We start from the raw sequence: 14,151 nt of genomic DNA, 5'->3' as shown, positions 1-14,151 counted from the left end.
TGTGCTCAGTCCGGTGTCGCGTCGTCGAGGCGGCGGCGGATCAGCAGGTCGGCGGCTCGATCGCGCCAGGCGTCCACCTGGGCGCGGTCGTAGCCGCGCCGGGCGATCTCGAAGCGGTCGGCGAGGACCTCCTCGGCGGCCAGGCGAACGCGGTTCCGGAGCGTCTCGCCGACGCGGTTCACCAGCGCGTCGACCTCGTCCCGGCCGTAACCGCGCCGGACCAGGTCGAAGCGTTCCCCGGCCGGGCGCAGCGTCACCGCCTTCACGTCGGCCTCGGCCCGCGCCTCGGCGAAGCGGTCGACCGGACCCGGCGTGCCGACCGCGTCCGCCGTCCCGGCCGGCCGGTCCGGGTTCGCCGTGCCGTTCGAACGCCACAGCCCGTCCGGTCCGCGCCCGCCGTCGAAGCCCCAGGCCCCCGCCCGCGCCGCCAACCTGGCCTCGATCTCGTCGAGCGCCGCGTCCACCTCGTCCTCGTCGTAGCCCTCGCGCAGCCGCACCGTGGTGAACTGTTGCTCGCGCACCTGAGTCGGCGTCAGCGGGACCGCGGCGGTGCCGTCCAGGCTGCTGCGCACCAGTGCCAGGAACGCGTCCACGTCGGCGATCGCGTACCCCTCACGCAGCCGCGTCCGAGTGAAGCTCCACTCCATCCGTGCCCCCAAGCACTCGCCGCCGCACCCGCTCGACCTCGTTCGCGAAGGCTACAACCGTGTCGCCGCCGCCACGCGGACGACGAAGGACAAGATCGAATCGGGCGCATCGCCGACCCGGGTCAGGTTTGCCGGCCGGGCGATCCGTCGATGTGCTGTGGGTGGCGGCGAGTGACGGCGAGGCCGGATCCGGCGCGCTCGGCGCGGGTCCGCGGCTGCCGATCCCGGCGGTGTTCGTCGAGCGTGCCGGGCCCGCCGGGCAGTCGTCGCGCCGCGGTTGTCGTCAGCGCCGACACCATCTGTACCAGCTGCATCACCCGCACCACTGTTACCGGCGTCACCATCGGGCGAGGAGCCACGCACCATGACCCAGCCTCGGGAGACCGCGCCGTCGACCCTGCCCCAGCCGCAACCGATCCTGGGCCTGCCGGCCAGGTCGGCGATGTTCATGGTCCTGACCGTCGACGCGGGCGCCGAGGCGGAGGACACCGTCCGCGACTTCCTGGCCGACCTGGCCGGGCTGCGCCGATCGGTCGGTTTCCGGATTCCGGACGGCGACCTCCAGTGTGTGGTCGGGATCGGCTCGCACGCGTGGGACCGGCTGTTCGAGGGGCCGCGCCCGGCGGAGTTGCACCCGTTCCGGGAGTTGGTGGGTGCCAAGCACCGGGCCGTGTCCACGCCGGGCGACCTGCTCCTGCACCTGCGAGCGCGGACGATGGACCTGTGCTTCGAACTGGCCACCGTGATCATGGACCGGTTGGCCGGCGCGGCGACGGTCGTCGACGAGGTGCACGGGTTCAAGTACTTCGACCAGCGGGACCTGATGGGCTTCGTGGACGGTACGGAAAACCCGGAGGGGCAGGACGCGTTCGCGGCGATCACGGTCACCGCCGAGGACGACCCGGACTTCGCCGGCGCCAGCTATGTGATCGTGCAGAAGTACCTGCACGACATGCGGGCGTGGAACGCGCTGCCCGTGGAGGCGCAGGAGAAGGTGATCGGCCGGACCAAGCTGTCCGACATCGAGCTGCCCGACGCGATCAAGCCGATCGACTCGCACGTCGCGCTGAACACGATCACCGACCCGGACGGCACCGAGCGCGACATCCTGCGCGACAACATGCCGTTCGGGACGGTGGGCAGCGGCGAGTTCGGCACCTACTTCATCGGCTACTCCAGCACGCCGAGCGTCACCGAGCAGATGTTGCGGAACATGTTCATCGGCAAGCCGGTGGGCACGTACGACCGGATCCTGGACTTCTCGACGGCGATCACGGGCGGGCTGTTCTTCGTGCCCACCGCGGATTTCCTGGCGGATCCGCCAGGGCCGCCGGCGCCGGCCGAACCGCGTGCGGCGTCCGCCGGGGCGGAGCAGGTCGATCCGGTGGTGCTGCCCGCGCCGACGCCGGATCCGTCCGGGGCCGTTCCCGCGTCGGTCGGTGCCGCGCCGGTCGGCGCCGCCGACGGTTCACTCGGGATCGGTGGCCTGGGCGTGGACGCGGAGGCCGGGGCCGGGATGGGTCCCGGCTAGCCGTTCCGTGCGTTCGTTCCATCCATTCGGTTCATGTCGTTTATTTCGTCCGTTTCGCCGCACCGAAGTCGCCGCACCGATCCGGAAGCAGGAGCCACACCTCATGAACAATCTCCACCGGGAGCTCGCCCCCATCTCCGACGCCGCGTGGGCGGACCTCGAGGACGAGGCCAGGCGTACGTTCAAGCGGCACGTCGCGGGTCGCCGGGTCGTGGACGTACAGGGGCCGGACGGCGGCGAGACGGCCGGTGTGGGTACCGGGCACCTGAGCGACCTCGCACCGCCGGCCGACGGAGTCCGGGCGCGCAGTCGGGACTTCCGCCCGCTGATCGAACTGCGGGTGCCGTTCACGGTGACGCGCGGTGCGGTGGACGCGGTCGAGCGCGGTGCCAAGGACGCGGACTGGCAGCCGGTCAAGGACGCCGCGCGCAAGATGGCGTTCACCGAGGACCGGCTGATCTTCGAGGGCTACCCGGCCGCGTCGATCGAGGGCATCCGGGCGGCGGCCACCAACGAACCGGTGACGTTGCCGATGGATGTGCGCGAATACCCCGACGCGGTCAGCCGCGCGCTCACCGAACTGCGGCTGGCGGGTGTCAACGGCCGGTATCAGCTCGTGTTGGGTCCTGAGGCGTACACGGCGGTCAACGAGGCGGCCGACCACGGCTACCCGATCCGCCAGCACCTGACCCGGATCCTGGGCGGCGAGCCGATCTGGGCGCCCGCGATCGACGGGGCGTTCGTCCTGTCCACCCGAGGCGGCGACTACGAGCTGCGGTTGGGCCAGGATCTGTCGATCGGCTACCTCTCGCACGACGATGACGACATCCGGCTGTACTTCCAGGAGACGCTGACCTTCCTGATGTACGCGGGTGAGGCGGCGATCGCGTTCGCTCGGCCGTAGGCGGGGGCTTCCGGCCGCCGTCGGCAGGCGATTCGGCTTCGCCGGCGGGGGAGCGGTGCGCGAGGGCGGGCATCCACTCGGCCGGCCGGACCGGTGTCGCGGACCGTTCCCCTCTCGGGTCAGGCCGGGACGAGGTCCAGTTGGATCTGGGATTCCGTGTCGGAGAAGCCGAGCGCGCGGTAGAGGTCGATGGCCAGGTAGGCGGGGTCGGCGACGATGACCAGGTGGTCGGCGGACCAGTGGGTTCGGGCGTGCCGGGCCGCGGTGTGGATCAAGGTGGTGGCCAGGCCCTGGTTGCGGTGGTCCGGGTGGGTGGTGACGGTTTGGTAGCGGGCCAGGCCCCCGCCGTCGGTGAACAGGCCCAGGCCGGCGCGGAGCCGGCCGTCCTCGAAGGCGCCGAACCAGGCCCCGTGGCCGCGGGCCTGGAGGTCGCGGAAGCCGGCCAGGCGGCGGGCGGCGAACTCGCGGTATTCGCCGGCGGCGTAACCGGGATTGCCGGCCTCGCTGAGCGCCAGGGCCTGGGCCCAGTCGTCGTCGGAGTCGGCCATGCGGAACGTCGCGGTGGTGTTGGGGCGCGCGGGAGGGCGCAGCGAGGTCGCGGTCAGGACCGTGCTGCGCTCGACGGACAGGTGCGCGGCGGCCAGCTCGGTCGGGTCGCCGGCGGCACCCGCCGTGCCGTCGACGCCGAGTGCGACGTGGGCGGCGTCCGGGAATTCGCGGCGGAAGGTGTCGATCCACCCGGCCGCCGTGCCCGGGGCCGGTGGCGCGGCCAGGAGGAGGTAATTGCCCCAGTGGAAGGTGGGATTGGCCGGGGTTCGGACGACCAGGTGGTCGTCCCGTTCCTCGACGTGGCTGCCCTGGAGGGTGAGCAGCATCAGGTCGGTGCGGTAGGCGAGCGAGGTCACGTTCATCGGGCCACCCCACCACACCGGGCCGTCCGCGGGACGGGTAATTTCCTCCCCCACACGTTCACCGAGACGCGGTGGGTGACCGTACATGGGGAGATCGCACCGCATCCGTTCCGAGCGGGCGGGCGGGCGCCACGAGCCGACGCCGACCGTCCGTGTGCCTTGCGCCAAGGATGGGGTTCGGTGCCGGATGTGGCAGGCTCGTGGGTCTACGCTCCGCGAATCGAAAGCAGGACCATGTCCGGCACCAACCACATCGCCCAGGCCGATCAAGCAGTGCGCGAGGGGCGGATGGACGCCGCCGTCAAGCTGTACCTGGAAGCCGCCGACGCCGGTGTACCCGAAGCCCGTCGCAAGGCCGGCGAGCTGATGTTCGCGGGCGGCGACGAAACCGCCGAGGCGATTCTGCGCGAGGCGCTGGCGGAGGGCGACGCCGAGGCGGTGGACGCGCTCAGCGAGTTGTTGGAGGTCACCGGCCGACCGGACGCCGCCGTCGACCTGCTGACCGAGCGGCACCGGCTGGGCGAGTCGCGGTGGGCACTGCCGATCGCCAACCTGCTGGCCGACGCGCTGGACGAGCCGGAGGCGGCCGAGCGCTGGTACGTCAGCGCGCTCGAAGCCGGCGACCCCGACGCGCCCAACGACTTCGCCGCCTTCCTCCAGGACTTCGACCGCGCCGCCGAGGCGGAGGCGTTGCTGCGCCCGGCGGCGGAGGGCGGCGACGAGTTCGCGATGGCCAACCTCGGCCGGCTGCTGCTCAACGGCGACGCGGTCGACGACGGCATCGCGTGGCTGACCCGCGCGGTCGAGGCCGGCCAGGAGGACGCGCTGGTCGACCTCGGCGACGCCGAGCTGGACGCGGGCCGGATCGAGGCCGCACGAGAGCACATCCGGCGCGCGCTCGACGCGGGCATCGAGGGTTCGCGCCTGCTGTACGCCCACCTGCTCGACCGCGAGGGCGCGGACACCGGCGAGGTCGAGGCGGCCTACCGCGCCGCGGTGGAGGCGGGCGACGTGGAGGTCGAGGAATGAGGCGCGCGGCGCTCGCGGTGACGGTGGCCGCGTTGATCGGGGTCGGCGCGTGCGGCCCCGGCGACGACAAGGATGCCAAGGCCGAGCCGTCCGCGACGCCGTCGACCACACACTCGGCCCGACCCGGCGAGATCCGCGACCAGAAGGCACACGTCTCCTACGTGTTGCCACAGGGCTGGTACGCCAAGCCGCCGGACACGGTGGTCGGCCTGTACTCCTCCGTCGCCTCCACGGTCGACCCCAAGACCGTGAACCCCACGGCCAAGCCGACGGCCGACCCGAACAACCCGCTGGGGACGTTCATGGTCGGTGTCGTGGACACCGAGGTGTTCGTGGCCAAGTCGCGCTCGATGCCGGAGATGGCCGAGACCGTGGGCCGGGCCCAGCTCGAACTGATCTACCCGGCCAAGGCCCAGGACACGGTCCGCTCCAGCGAGGCGGCACGACTCGACGGCCGCAACGCGTGGCTGATGGACATCGAGTGCACTCCCGAGGACAAGAACGTGCCACCGTTCCGGCTGCGGGTCACCGTGATCGACACCGGCACGGTACCGATCTACATGCTGTCCTCGGCACCGAGCAGCGCCGGCGAACGCTTCCGCGAGATCGAGTCGATCGAGCGCTCGGTGCGGTTCTGACGGAGGGCGGGGGCAGGGGTGGGCGACAGGTGACAGGCGACGGGCGACGGGACGCGAAAACGCGCGCCCCTGCGCGCCGTTCGGCTCGCGCATCGCGCGCCGTTCCGCGCCCGTTCACTCCCCTCGGCGCGCCCGACACGCCCCGGGAATTCGCCGCCGTACGCTCGTCGCCCGCTCCCGTCGCTCCGCCGATAGGGTGGGTGTGACCTGCGGATTCGGTGAACTTGCGGGCTCGGATGGCTGGTTGGGGTCATACGCGCGGGTTGTCCGGCGCGACTCGCGGGTTTCTTTGCCAAGCGATCCGCCCGGAAGGCGCTCGGATTCGGTAACTTCCAAGTGGTCCACCGATCTTGCCGCGGTTTCTACCAGATCGCGGGCGATCGGCGACCGATAATCGCAGTTCGGGCCCGTTTCCAGGGTGTATTCGATCACGGTGCTCTCAGGAGCCCGACCGACTGGAGGGGGAGACGTGGCCACCACCGTGTCCAGAACGCGCTCGACTGTACGGCTCGTGTCGAAACCGCAAACCGTCTCCGCCGCCCGCGCGCATGTGCGGCGCTTCTGCGAGCGGGTCGGGTTCGAGTCCGACGACCCGGTCCGCGTCACCTCCGAGCTGGCCTCGAACGCTGTCGAGCACGCCGGGGACTACGGCGACTACGAGGTGTCCGCGTCGTTGCACGGCCGAGTCCTGTGGGTGGAGGTACTCGACTGTCTGCCGTGTTCGCTGCCGTCCCCCGTCGAGGTACTGGAGGACGCCGAGGCCGGCCGCGGCCTGCTCGTGGTCGCGGCGCTCAGCCACCGCTTCAAGGTGGAGCTGCGCACCAGTGGACGCAAGGCGGTGTGTGCCGGGTTCGAGGGCGACTGAGCCCGCCCGATACGGTCGGTCCCGTCATCGGCGCGCGCAGGCGTACGGGCGGTCGGGCGGTCGGGGGACAGCGTGCGCACGACGCCCCTTCGCACACACGCCCGTGGACCGACGTGTCGTGACGGAGGAGGAGCGGGCTCGGATGGTGTTCGGCAGGCGCAGGGCGCGCACCGAGACGGAACCGGAGACGGGACCGACGGAAACTGCGCCGGAGGCTTCGCCGGCGACGGAATCGGTGGAAATACCGGAACCGGAGCCGGGGCAGGGGTTGGAGTCGGGGCCGGAGTCGAGGCCGGACTCCGCCGATTCCGGGTCGAACGCGTCCGGCACGCCGGTGCACGAGGCGGACGCCGCCCCGACCTCCGAGGATCCGACCGACTGGCAGCGCGTCACCGCGTTCAGGTACGGCTCGCTCGCCTCCGCGAAGTCCCGCTCCGCCACGCCCACACCCGGTTCGACCGTCGGCATCCGGATCCTCCGGGGCGGCGGTTCGGACGCCTTCTACACCCCCTGCGCGTTCGCCGGTGACGACCGCCGCTCGCTGTACCTGCCGGACGGCAGTCTGCTCTGCACGCTGGACGCCGCCGAGACGATCGACGACGTACGCCACGACCGGGTCCGGGCCCCCGACGGGGAACTCGTCGGCACCATCCGCCGGATCCCGCCCGCTCGTCGCCTGCTCAAGCACACGTGGCGGATCGACCAACCCGGCCACCCCGAGATCGTCGGCCGCAACCTCTTCGCCACGACCGATCCGCGCAGGCTGGCGGCGCACACGGCGGACACCGCGCTCAGCCTCACCTTCGACACCCTGCTCTCCGGCCCCGACGGCTCCATCGGCCCGGTCCGCCCACGCGTCCTCGCCTGGAAGGCCGCGGGCGACCTCGTCATGACAACGAACGGCCGCTACCAGCCGGTCCGCGTCCTGGCCCCCTGGATCGACCGCCGACTGGCCTTCACCTTCGCCATGCTCGGCGACGAGTGAGCAACGGGACGGGCGTGCGGGTGAGCGGGGCGGGCGGGTCACCGGGACGAGGGGGCGATTGCGCGACGCGGCGCTCCTCGTACGGTCGGTCGGATGACGCGAGACGCCCGGGCCTGTCGTGCGTAGTGGTTCGCGCGACGGGCCCGGGCGGCCGGGTTGGAGCAGGTGGGTCGGACCAGGTGGGTCGGACCAGGTGGGTTGGAACGGGTGGTCGGAGCGGGTGGGAGGCAGATGAGGCCGCTCCGGGCAGGAGTGGCGCGTGCTACTCCGAGGATCCTGCCGTCGGCTCCAATCCGCCGAAGGCGACCAGGCCCAGGACGACCAGGCCCAGCAGCACGCGGTAGGCGACGAAGACCGTGAAGCTGTGCGTGCTGATGTACTTCAGGAACCACGCGATCGCCGCGTAGCCGACCACGAACGCGACCACCGTGGCCAGGATCGTCGGCCCCCACGCCGGTGCCGGCCCCTCGCCGATCTTGAACAACTCCAGCCCACCGGAGGCCAGCACCGCCGGGATGGCCAGCAGGAACGAGTACCGCGCCGCGACCTCGCGCCGGTATCCCATCAGCAGACCCGCCGTGACCGTACCGCCCGAGCGCGAGACGCCGGGGATCAGCGCGAGCGACTGCGCGAAGCCGTAGATCAACGACTCCTTGCCGTTGAGCTTGTCCATCCCTCGGTTGTTCAACGCCATCCGGTCCGCGAACAGCAGGATCAGACCGAACACGATCAGCGTCGTGCCGATCAGCCGCAGGTCGCGGAACGTGGTCTCGATGGTGTCCTGGAACACCAGGCCCAGAACCCCGATCGGCAACGTGCCGACGATGATGTACCAGCCCATGCGCGCGTCGAGTTCGCCGCGCAGGGACGGGGTGTACAGCGATTTCACCCAGGTCCCGACGATGTTGCCGATGTCCTTGCGGAAGTAGATCAGGACGGCGGTCTCCGTCCCGATCTGGGTCACGGCGGTGAACGCCGAACCCGGGTCCTCCCAGCCGGCGAACGCCGACACGATGCGCAGGTGTGCGCTGGAGGAGATCGGCAGGAACTCGGTGAGCCCCTGGACCAAGCCGAGTACAACGGCCTCGAACCAACCGATCACCGGACGACTCCGAGGGACGTGAGAGGGATGCGGATCATGCCGGCAACGGTAGCGGCGGCCCACGGTGCGTCAGGTGGACGTCACATGGCCGAAATTGGACGGAACGGTAACGGCCGCGCCGCCGATACGCATCGGCGGGCGAATCGACCGAGGTGGCCTGGGGTGCGGGTGGTGGGCGGTCGGAGAGTCGGGGCAGTCGGGGTCGGCTGAGGGCGGGCGCGGGCGGTCGGGGGCGTCGTCCCGGATGGCTTCGGTCGGTGTGTGGGGGTGTTTGAGAGGGTGGGTCGATGCGATATCTCGACTTCGGCGGCCGGGGCCCCACGCTCGTCGCCCTGCACGGCTCGTTCGGTCGTGGCGCGATCTTCACCCGCATGGCCGTCGAACTCGCGGGCGCGGCCCGAGTCGTCGCACCGGACCAGCGTGGCCACGGCCGACACCCACACCCCGGCCCGTTCCGACACGAGGACTTCATCGCGGACGCGGCCGACTTCATCCGTGACCTCGACGCCGGCCCGGTCGTCCTGTTCGGCCACTCGCTCGGCGGCATCACCGCGTACCGGCTCGCCGCCCAGGACCCGAACCTGGTCCGCGCGCTGATCGTCGAGGACGTCGGTCCCGTGATGCGCCGGCCCGAGATCGAGCAGCCGATCCTGGACGTCCGCGGTTGGCCGCGCGCGGCGCCGACGCGCGCCGAGCTGTCCGAGGCGATCCGGGCACGGGGCGTACCCGACGCGGGCTACTTCATGCAGAGCGCGGAGCGGGACGGCGACGGCTACCGGCTGCTGTTCGACTGGGAGCAGATGATGGCCGTACAGGAGGGCGCCATCGGCGACTGGTGGTCCGACTGGCTGGGCTCGTCCGTCCCGGCCCTGGTGCTGCGCGGCGGCCACAGCACGCTGCTCCCGGCCGGCCTCGCGCGCGACATGGTCGCCCGGCGGCCGGGCGCGCGACTGGTCGAGTTCCCCGACGCGGGGCACTGGATCCACGACGACGAGCCGGTGGCGATGGCCCGGGCGGTGGCGGCGTTTTTGGCGGAGCAGAAGTAGGGGGCGTCGGGCCCCGCGAGGCGGGGGAGTGAGGACACGCCGCCGGGCGGGGGTGAAGACACGCCCCTGGGCCCGCCCGGTGTGGGCGCGTTGTTTCGGCGGTGCGGGTGGATATGTGGTTGCCCGGGGCGAGTGGGGTCGAAATCCTGATGGGCATGAGCGATGAGAGCGTGGGCGAGTCGGTCGGTACGACGGCGGCGGCCGAGGGGACGGGGGGAGTGGGTCGGGTGGGTCGGGTGGGTCGGGCCGGCGGCGGGAGTGGGGCCGGCAGCGGGAGTAGGGCAGGCCGGGAGACCGGGGTGTCGGAACCGGATCGGGTGGGCGCGGCGACCCCGAGCGTTCCTCTCCCTCCCGTAGCCGCCGGCGTCCGCATGTCGTGGGAGGCCGCGCCGGCCGCGCTGCGTGCCGCCGTCGAGGCCCGGCTCGGCGCACCGGTCACCCGCGCCGTCACCCAGCTCGGCGGATTCTCGCCGGGCGTCGCCGCCCGCATCGAACTCGCGGACGGGCGGCGGGCGTTCGTCAAGGCCGTCGGCACCGAGGCCAACCCGGACACGCCCGATCTGCACCGCACCGAGGCCCGCATCACCGCCGCGCTCCCGGCCGCCGCCCCCGTACCGAACCTGCTTGCCGTGATCGACCTCGACGACTGGGTGGCGCTGGTGTTCGAGGACATCGACGGCCACACGCCGGTCCAACCGTGGCGCCTCGAGGACCTCGCACGGGTCCTGACCGCCTACTCCGAGTTCACCGCCGGCATGGACCCGTCCCCGATCGAGGTGCCCACGATCGCGGAGGCGTTCGCCAAGACGTTCGGCGCCTGGCGGCGGGGCTTCGATCCCGAACCGTTCGGGCCGTGGACCCGCGCCAACGTCGACCGGCTCGCCGCCCGAGCGGCCGACTGGAAGAGCGCCGCCGAGGGCACCGCGCTCGTACACTGCGACCTGCGCGCGGACAACATCCTGCTCACCCCGGACCGGGTCGTGTTCGTCGACTGGCCGTGGGCGGTGATCGGCGCCGCGTGGTTCGACGTGGTCGTGATGGCACCGAGTGTGATCATGCACAACGGCGATCCGGCCATCGATCTGATCGAGGCGCACCTGGCGGCGCGGCGGGTGGATCCGGACCGAATCACCACCGTGCTGGCCGCCGCCGCGGGATTCTTCGCCGAGAGCAGTCTGCGCCCGGCTCCGCCCGGACTGCCGACACTGCGGCCGTTCCAGCGGGCACAGGCGCACGGCGCACTGACGTGGCTGCGGCGACGCATGGGGTGAGCGGTGTCGGACGGCTGATGTCGGGTAGTCGCCGAGGACGGTCGGACGGGAGGGGCGTGCATGAGCGTCGACTACGCGGATGGGGTGCTCCGAGTGGAGCGAACCTCACCACCGCTCGGCGTGCGCCTGTTCGGAGAGGTCGACCTCGACAACTGCGCGCACGTACGCTCGGCCCTGGTCACGCAGAGCGCGGGCGGTACCGGTGACCTCTACGTGGACGTGTCGTCGCTACGCTTCATCGACGTCGCCGGCATCCGTACGTTGGTCGAGACCGCCCTGCGGATTCAGCCGGGGAGGCGCCTGGTCCTGCATCGCGCCTCCGAGGAACTGTGCGTGCTCGTCCGGCTCGCCGGATGGGACCGGGTCCCCGGCCTGGTATTGGAGAAGGTGACGACCCGATGACGACGGCCACGATGTTCCGGCACGACGCCTTGCTCTACGCGGGCATCGACGAGTTCGTCGAGCGTACCGCCGGCTTCGTCCGGGCCGGGCTGGCCGACGACGAGGCGGTCGGCGTCGCGGTGATCGAACCGCGGGCCGGCGCGCTGCGCGACGAACTCGGCGCCGACGCCGACCGGGTGGCCTGGATCGACATGGAGCGGGTGGGTCGCAACCCGGCCCGGATCATCCCGGTCTGGCAGGACTGGGCCGAACACCACGGCGCACGCGTGTTCCGCGGCATCGGCGAGCCGATCTGGGCCGGACGCAGCGCCCAGGAGATCGTCGAGTGCCGACACCACGAGGCCCTGCTCAACCTCGCGTTCGACGGCGTGGCATGGCAACTGCTGTGTCCGTACGACATGTCCGCGCTGGATGCGGAAGTGATCGACGGGGTGGGGCACTCGCACCCGCGCGTGCTGACCGCCACGGCCGAGTGCGACGGGATGAACCCCGCCACCGAGGACTACGCCGCGACCCTGCTCGGCCCCGCCCTGCCGGACGCACCCGCGCACGCCGACCGATTGACGTTCCGCTCCGGCGAACTGGCCGGCGTCCGAGCGCTGGTCCGCCGCACCCTGGCCGACGCGCCGCGCGCCCACGTGAACCACGCGATCCTGGCCGTGAGCGAGATCGCGGGCAACAGCATCGTGCACGGCGGCGGCCACGGCACGCTCGCCGTCTGGATCGAGGACGCCTCCTTCGTCTGCGAAATCCACGACACCGGCCACATCACCGACCCCCTCGCCGGCCGCCACCGCCCCACCCCCGACCAAGACGGCGGCCGGGGCCTTTGGATGGCCAACCAGATCTGCGACTTGGTACAGATCCGCTCGACGGAGAGCGCGGGGACGACGGTACGGGTGCGCCTGGCACGGTAGGGGCGGGGTGGCCCTGGCCGGCCGAGGCGGGGCGGGCCGGGTGGGGGGTGGTGGGGTGGGCCGGGTGGGGGTGGGTGGGGCGGCTGTGAGGCCGGGGCGGGCTCCACGTCGACTTCTCGCCGGCTGACATCGCCGGGCACCCGACCGGTTCTGCGACTTGGTGCAATCCGCTCGACGGAGAGGGTGGGCGACGACGGTGCGGTTGCGACCGGCACGGTAGGAGCGGGCCGGTCCGGCCGGGGTGGTGGGGCGAGGGGCCGGCTCTGGCGATCCCGAGCTTCCTGCGCCGGGCGGCGTTCGTTGCTCGGGATCACGTCGACGTGGCGTCAATGCCGCAAGCCGGCCGCCCGGCTTGTTCGGACCGCTCCTCTTGGCGGGCGTACTCCTGCGATGTGCGAGCAGCAGTTCCTCCGTGACGAGTACCGCCGGAACGTCGCCGGCGGCTTGGACAACAGGACCGCCTTCCCGAGCCGCCCCGCAGACCGCCCGGTCGTACCTCGATGCCACGCCGGGGCCGATCACCTGGGTCAAACGTGATCCCTGGCCCGGCCGACGCGGTGGGGCCACCATCCCGGCTTCGTCGCACGAGAACGGAACCCGGTGGCCGGCATCGACCGCAGGGCCTGCCGCACGCCCGGTGGATCGTCACCGGGTCGGCGCCGATCGCCGCCGGGCCGCCGGCCTTCGGCGGGGTGGTCGGCCTTCGGTGGTGTGGTGGTCGCGCCAAGGCGAAGCTGCGGGCAACCGGCAACGTCTCCCTCGCCGAACGGCCCAAGAGCCCTCGTGGGGCGGGCCTGCTGGTGCGTGGCGTGATGGTGTCGGGTCCCCGGGCGGGGGCCCCGGGCGGGGTGAGGACGGTGAGGACGTGGGTCGAGAGTCAGGCGGACATTCCCGCACCGCGCTGCGTATGGGCCTTGCTGCGTTGGGCGGCAAGGCCGGTGAGGCGGGCGACGGCGACGCCGATCGCGCCCGGGAGAAGCCCGGCGGCGATGAACGCCACAATTCCGGTCCCCCACCACGCGATCTCGAACAGGATGCGCGCAAGGCCCGTCAACGCGTCCGCATTGTTGGCGGCCGCGAACCGCCCCCACAGAAACATCATCACCGAGGGCGCCGCCAACCCGACCAGAACCCGGACCGGCCAGCCGGCACCAAGGGTGAATCCCCAGTAGGCAGTGGCCCCCACGACAGCCAGTTCGGCCAAGAACAGCGCCACCATGGCGGTCCAGTAGAGCACGATCACGCGAGCCTCCCCGTCTAAAACGAGAGCACCGCTCTCGTCTGAGAGCATCATTCTGCGTCCACTGCTCCAAGTCAAGAGCACTGCTCTCGTTTGAGTTCACTGCTCTCGCCCAATGCCCGCATGAACGAATCGCCCATCACAACGCGCCGAGCCTCTGCGGCGCCGAGGTCTGTCGGCGCCGGGCACCCACCCGTCCGGTCCACCCCACCGGCCGCACCGGCCTTGGTTCTGCCTCGCTCGTCCTGGCGTCTCTGGCGCTTGGGCTCGCCCACTTCGAGGCGCGGTTCGGACAACGAGGCCCAGGCGGTGCGGCTCGCCTCGGCCTGCTTCGTTGCTCCGTTCGGCTTGCCGGGGCGGCCTTTGTCGATGTCGGCCCGACGGCCAACCCTGCTGCCCGGGGTGAAGGTGCGGATGGGTTGAGAGCGGTCGGTTCGCGGGGTGGGCGGTTGGCTTGTCGGTACAGCTTGGGTCCGGAGAGGTGCTCCGAAGCGAGATCAGTGCTCTCGTATGCGGCCGGCGCTCTCATTGAAGATCGGTTTTCGCTCGCGGCCGGACTGAGTTGGGCTGGACTTGCTGCTGAGCGTGCGTGCGGATTTCGCTTGGGTGGATTTGGGGTGCGACTGGTGACGTCGATTCGGTCGCGTGCTCCGAAAGGAGATC

14 protein-coding genes and 1 pseudogene are annotated in these 14,151 nt (G+C 71.6%); 10 read left to right on the top strand and 5 right to left on the bottom strand.

Going from position 1 to position 14,151, the window contains the following annotated elements:
• Window positions 1–428 precede the first annotated feature (428 nt).
• Window positions 429–560 (bottom strand): annotated as a pseudogene (locus ACZ4FV_RS03475) (DivIVA domain-containing protein); the annotation flags it as partial.
• Window positions 561–769: 209 nt separating this feature from the next.
• Window positions 770–961, bottom strand: a complete 192-nt coding sequence (locus ACZ4FV_RS03470; protein ID WP_402232303.1) for a hypothetical protein — start codon at window positions 959–961, stop codon at window positions 770–772.
• Window positions 962–1,011: 50 nt separating this feature from the next.
• On the opposite strand from ACZ4FV_RS03470, the gene ACZ4FV_RS03465 reads away from it, so the two are divergent.
• Both ACZ4FV_RS03465 and ACZ4FV_RS03460 read left to right on the top strand, forming a co-directional pair.
• Entirely contained in the window at window positions 1,012–2,178 is a 1,167-nt protein-coding gene (locus ACZ4FV_RS03465; protein ID WP_465321722.1) for a Dyp-type peroxidase, read from the top strand.
• 103 nt (window positions 2,179–2,281) lie between these two features.
• Window positions 2,282–3,082, top strand: coding sequence for a family 1 encapsulin nanocompartment shell protein (locus ACZ4FV_RS03460; RefSeq protein WP_395865782.1), 801 nt, complete (start codon window positions 2,282–2,284; stop codon window positions 3,080–3,082).
• A 119-nt stretch (window positions 3,083–3,201) separates the two neighbouring features.
• Here ACZ4FV_RS03460 and ACZ4FV_RS03455 read toward each other — a convergent pair whose 3' ends face one another.
• Window positions 3,202–3,993: a GNAT family N-acetyltransferase gene (locus ACZ4FV_RS03455; RefSeq protein WP_465321719.1), complete on the bottom strand. Its 792-nt coding sequence runs from the start codon at window positions 3,991–3,993 to the stop codon at window positions 3,202–3,204.
• Between the two features lie 234 nt (window positions 3,994–4,227).
• Here ACZ4FV_RS03455 and ACZ4FV_RS03450 point away from each other — a divergent pair, with 234 nt between their 5' ends.
• From ACZ4FV_RS03450 to ACZ4FV_RS03435, 4 genes are all read left to right on the top strand, one after another.
• Window positions 4,228–5,022, top strand: coding sequence for a tetratricopeptide repeat protein (locus ACZ4FV_RS03450; RefSeq protein ID WP_395865778.1), 795 nt, complete (start codon window positions 4,228–4,230; stop codon window positions 5,020–5,022).
• Window positions 5,019–5,660, top strand: a complete 642-nt coding sequence (locus ACZ4FV_RS03445) for a hypothetical protein (RefSeq protein ID WP_402232298.1) — start codon at window positions 5,019–5,021, stop codon at window positions 5,658–5,660. The genes ACZ4FV_RS03450 and ACZ4FV_RS03445 overlap by 4 nt, the downstream gene beginning before the upstream one ends.
• Before the next feature lie 511 nt (window positions 5,661–6,171).
• A complete protein-coding gene (locus ACZ4FV_RS03440) occupies window positions 6,172–6,525 on the top strand; it encodes an ATP-binding protein (RefSeq protein WP_395865774.1) in 354 nt (117 codons plus the stop codon).
• A 235-nt stretch (window positions 6,526–6,760) separates the two neighbouring features.
• Window positions 6,761–7,510, top strand: a complete 750-nt coding sequence (locus ACZ4FV_RS03435; RefSeq protein ID WP_465321718.1) for a hypothetical protein — start codon at window positions 6,761–6,763, stop codon at window positions 7,508–7,510.
• Window positions 7,511–7,772: 262 nt separating this feature from the next.
• On the opposite strand, the gene ACZ4FV_RS03430 is transcribed toward ACZ4FV_RS03435, so the two are convergent.
• Window positions 7,773–8,609, bottom strand: a complete 837-nt coding sequence (locus ACZ4FV_RS03430; protein WP_402232389.1) for an undecaprenyl-diphosphate phosphatase — start codon at window positions 8,607–8,609, stop codon at window positions 7,773–7,775.
• Between the two features lie 290 nt (window positions 8,610–8,899).
• Between ACZ4FV_RS03430 and ACZ4FV_RS03425 the strand changes: the two genes are divergently transcribed.
• The 4 genes from ACZ4FV_RS03425 to ACZ4FV_RS03410 all read left to right on the top strand — a co-directional run bounded on the left by ACZ4FV_RS03425 (window position 8,900) and on the right by ACZ4FV_RS03410 (window position 12,248).
• Complete coding sequence (locus tag ACZ4FV_RS03425; protein WP_465321717.1) at window positions 8,900–9,658, top strand: alpha/beta fold hydrolase; 759 nt, start codon at window positions 8,900–8,902, stop codon at window positions 9,656–9,658.
• Window positions 9,659–9,813: 155 nt separating this feature from the next.
• Window positions 9,814–10,929 carry a phosphotransferase gene (locus ACZ4FV_RS03420; protein ID WP_465321716.1) on the top strand — a complete coding sequence of 372 codons (1,116 nt, stop codon included), beginning with the start codon at window positions 9,814–9,816 and terminating at the stop codon, window positions 10,927–10,929.
• Window positions 10,930–10,989: 60 nt separating this feature from the next.
• Window positions 10,990–11,331 (top strand): STAS domain-containing protein, encoded by a 342-nt coding sequence (locus ACZ4FV_RS03415; RefSeq protein WP_395865766.1) that lies wholly within the window; start codon window positions 10,990–10,992, stop codon window positions 11,329–11,331.
• A complete protein-coding gene (locus tag ACZ4FV_RS03410; RefSeq protein WP_395865765.1) occupies window positions 11,328–12,248 on the top strand; it encodes an anti-sigma factor RsbA family regulatory protein in 921 nt (306 codons plus the stop codon). Before ACZ4FV_RS03415 ends, ACZ4FV_RS03410 begins: the two co-directional genes overlap by 4 nt.
• Before the next feature lie 877 nt (window positions 12,249–13,125).
• Here the strand turns inward: ACZ4FV_RS03410 and ACZ4FV_RS03405 are convergent.
• On the bottom strand, window positions 13,126–13,491 hold the full coding sequence (locus ACZ4FV_RS03405; RefSeq protein WP_465321715.1) for a YrdB family protein: 366 nt from the start codon (window positions 13,489–13,491) through the stop codon (window positions 13,126–13,128).
• Between the last annotated feature and the right edge of the window lie 660 nt (window positions 13,492–14,151).

The organism is Embleya sp. NPDC025285 (assembly GCF_055558835.1).
Note: the sequence above shows the minus strand (reverse complement) of the source record. Positions and strands in the feature narration are given on the sequence as shown.

Coding starts and splice junctions, on each gene's coding strand:
- ACZ4FV_RS03470 (WP_402232303.1), bottom strand. CDS start 961: ATGCAGCTGGTACAGATGGTGTCGGCGCTGACGACAACCGCGGCGCGA.
- ACZ4FV_RS03465 (WP_465321722.1), top strand. CDS start 1,012: ATGACCCAGCCTCGGGAGACCGCGCCGTCGACCCTGCCCCAGCCGCAA.
- ACZ4FV_RS03460 (WP_395865782.1), top strand. CDS start 2,282: ATGAACAATCTCCACCGGGAGCTCGCCCCCATCTCCGACGCCGCGTGG.
- ACZ4FV_RS03455 (WP_465321719.1), bottom strand. CDS start 3,993: ATGAACGTGACCTCGCTCGCCTACCGCACCGACCTGATGCTGCTCACC.
- ACZ4FV_RS03450 (WP_395865778.1), top strand. CDS start 4,228: ATGTCCGGCACCAACCACATCGCCCAGGCCGATCAAGCAGTGCGCGAG.
- ACZ4FV_RS03445 (WP_402232298.1), top strand. CDS start 5,019: ATGAGGCGCGCGGCGCTCGCGGTGACGGTGGCCGCGTTGATCGGGGTC.
- ACZ4FV_RS03425 (WP_465321717.1), top strand. CDS start 8,900: ATGCGATATCTCGACTTCGGCGGCCGGGGCCCCACGCTCGTCGCCCTG.
- ACZ4FV_RS03420 (WP_465321716.1), top strand. CDS start 9,814: ATGAGCGATGAGAGCGTGGGCGAGTCGGTCGGTACGACGGCGGCGGCC.
- ACZ4FV_RS03415 (WP_395865766.1), top strand. CDS start 10,990: ATGAGCGTCGACTACGCGGATGGGGTGCTCCGAGTGGAGCGAACCTCA.
- ACZ4FV_RS03410 (WP_395865765.1), top strand. CDS start 11,328: ATGACGACGGCCACGATGTTCCGGCACGACGCCTTGCTCTACGCGGGC.